This is a genomic window from Streptomyces sp. NPDC059534, from assembly GCF_042743475.1.
Lineage (GTDB): Bacteria > Actinomycetota > Actinomycetes > Streptomycetales > Streptomycetaceae > Streptomyces.
Window position 1 is genome coordinate 1 of the sequence record NZ_JBHWAQ010000124.1, and the last position, 2,209, is coordinate 2,209.

Consider the following 2,209-nt stretch of genomic DNA (forward strand, 5'->3'; position numbering starts at 1 on the left):
CACGGCCGGCATCGGCAGATGCTTTGACCATTTCGAGCTGGTCCAAATCCTCCTCGATGACGGCTACCTCGGCCTCGGCCGAGACCATCGGGGCAGGCCCTCACCCCACCACGCAAACTACGGCACAGCCCGGCACGGAGCTCCCCGGCGGCTCGGGAAGCACCGGAGGGACCGGGCAAAACCCGAACGGAGACCTCCGGAAAAAGCAGATCGAGAACGCCAAGGTGATCGACGAAGTCGCCGAAGCGGGAGGCATGTCAGGCCAGGCGACGCTGATCGGTCTGATGACAGCACTTCAGGAATCCACCCTCCTGAACATCGACTACGGCGACCGCGACTCACTCGGACTATTCCAGCAGCGACCTTCCCAGGGGTGGGGAACTAGAGAGCAGATTCTCAACCCCCGGTACTCCTCGAACATGTTCTTCTTCGGTGCCGACTCCGGCAGCTCCCGCAGACTGGACGACATCCGCGGGTGGGAGGCCATGCCGCTGTGGAAGGCCGCCGCGACCGTCCAGCGCCCCGCCGAGGAGCACGAGAGGCTCTACGCCGGCCAGGAGGGCTCCGCACGCGAGATCGCCGCCCAAGCCGGCATCGACCTGCTGCGACCGGCGGAGAACGGCCCGACACCCCCCGAAGGAAGCCCCAGCGGGGCCCCCGGCCCGTCCGGCGAGTCCGCCAGCCCCCGGGAGTGCTACACCGGCGACGGAGGCGGAAAACCGGGAAGCCCCGGAGAGCCTTTCCACGATGGCGCGGCCGGCTGGCCCCCCAACGTCAAAAATCCCCGCTCCACCGCCGACGCGATCAAATGGGCTGAGAATGAAGCCGCAACCGGCGGGAAAGGCTGGTACCGGCTCTGCCTTGTATTCGTTGCAAGAACCTACGGATGGTCATACTCCGGCGTCGCGTATGCCGTCGACCACTATCATCAAATGCCTCCGGGTATGAAACACGACAAGGATCGCAACCCGCCGCCCGGCGCACTCATGTATTGGGAAACCGGCAACCGGGCCGGACACGTCGCCATTTACCTCGGCAACGGGAAAATCGCCAGCAACGACATCGCGCGCCCCGGATACATTGACGTCGTACCGGCAACAGACATCGAATCAAAGTGGGGATCGACATGCCTAGGGTGGGCGCCGCCCTATTTCCCCAAGGGCGGATGAGGGAGCCCAGCATGCCCATAAATCCAGACCAGGTTCCCACCGAACCGATTTACACCGTCACTCTGACCACCACCGGCGCCTACATCGACGGCGAACCCGTAACCGGAGCATCCGCAGACACCGATCAGTCCCGCCGAGCAGCCCTCAGTGAGATCTACGTCAAGGCCGCACTCCACGGCCGGCCCGTCCGCTTCCTTGGGAAGGAACCCGACGGCACCACCTGGCCCATGATCATGGACACCGCGGGCAACGTCCTCACCCTGCACGCCTCCCACCCCGTCCCGCCAGCGCCCGCTCCGCCGGTGCCCGCCCCTGTGTCAGCCGTGCCCCTGCCCGCACCGGCCCCCACCGCGCCCCAGAGTACGCACGACTGGACATCTCCCCTTCCGGCCGCGTACCAGGCCCCATACGACGACCTGCGGGCCGCGGAGAGCGCGGGGAACCTCGCCGACGCCATCACCGCTGCGGCCAAGCTCGAAGAGGCCCTGGGCGTCGCCTACGGGCCGCTCCACCCGCACGCCGTGAACATGGCCACCCTCAAAGCCTCCCTGACCCTCCGCCAGGGAGCCGACTGGTACGAGACAGTCGAACTCCTCGTCCAGACCGCCCAGCGCCGCCGCGAGGCTGACGCCCAGCCCGTACAGGACACCGTCAGCGCGGTACGCAACGCGCACGCCGCCTGGCGGTCCCTTGCGCAGGAAGACACGGAAGGCGCGGCCGAGCTTGCCCCGCTCGTCGCCGGGATGCTGGAGCAGCTCGGAGAGGACCGACGTACGCGCGACGTCCTGCGCTGGGTCGAGGAGACCGCCATGACCAAGGGCTAGCCTCCGGACGGGCCCGCGCCCTCTCCCGCAGGGCGCCGGCCCCGGGTGCCGACTGGTTATCGCCCCGCTGCCCCCGTCTGGTCCCCAGCACCCCCGCGCAGGGGACCAGAGGCGTTCCAGGCCCCGTACGGCGCACCGATACCGCTCCGCAGCCGCTCGCGCGTTGCACCGTCCGCCTGCCGAAACCCCCGTCGTCACGGCGGGGGTTTCATCGTC

The 2,209-nt window shown here is 68.1% G+C and carries 2 protein-coding genes; both read left to right on the top strand.

Annotated features, from left to right (window positions below; genetic code table 11):
* Positions 1 to 1,169: hypothetical protein (locus ACFVZH_RS40225; protein WP_384905597.1), on the top strand; the 1,169-nt coding region annotated here is incomplete at its 5' end.
* Positions 1,170 to 1,180: 11 nt separating this feature from the next.
* On the top strand, positions 1,181 to 1,993 hold the full coding sequence (locus ACFVZH_RS40230; protein WP_384905595.1) for a hypothetical protein: 813 nt from the start codon (positions 1,181 to 1,183) through the stop codon (positions 1,991 to 1,993).
* Positions 1,994 to 2,209 lie beyond the last annotated feature (216 nt).